1 protein-coding gene is annotated in these 573 nt (G+C 69.1%); it reads right to left on the bottom strand.

What is annotated here, in order from left to right; translation table 11 throughout:
- Positions 1-231: 231 nt before the first annotated feature.
- The coding region (locus QGH30_09770) for a hypothetical protein (GenBank protein ID MDP7022613.1) at positions 232-573 on the bottom strand (342 nt) is incomplete at its 5' end.

Here is a 573-nt window from a genome sequence, read left to right as displayed (position 1 = left end):
GCCTCCCGATGTCCCAGATCGCTCCTCATTCCGGGAGATTGTACCACTGCGATCATCCCGTTTCAAGTCGGAGGCCGACAAAATGGCCGCCAGCGCCATCGCGAGGCCCGGTTTCGCGCTTCCGGGAGCCATATCGTCTGCGGAGCGAGCAGACCGGTCCGTCTCCGTCGTTCCCGGCTTCGGTCTCCTCCGCACCTGCGCAGGTCGGTCGCTCCTTGCTGTCCAGTGGGTTCAGTCCCAGCTGTCCTGGCCGCCGGTCTGGTCGATCTCCGGCCAGGCGGTCTGGGCCGACGGCGTGTCCGACGGCTCGAACCCCAGTTCGACCTGCGGCGGCGCCCGGGCCGGCAGCACCACTGGCGGCGTGACAGGCTCGCCGACGTGAGTGAGGATCCGTGTGATGATCGGCGGATCGAGGATGAAGGCGATGATCCGCATGGGCTGGCCGCAGCGGGGGCACAAGAGCGGCAGACATTCGTAGATCCGCGCCAGCAGCAGCGCCCAGCAGCGGGCGGCAAGATGGCCGGCGGCGCTGCGCGGCTCGCCGGCGTCTGTCGAGAGCGGGCGCGAGTCGGT

Source organism: Candidatus Krumholzibacteriia bacterium, from assembly GCA_030748535.1.
Classification (GTDB): Bacteria; Krumholzibacteriota; Krumholzibacteriia; order JACNKJ01; family JACNKJ01; genus JASMLU01.
The sequence above is the reverse complement of the archived record's forward strand: the minus strand, read 5'-3'. Positions and strand labels throughout refer to the sequence as shown.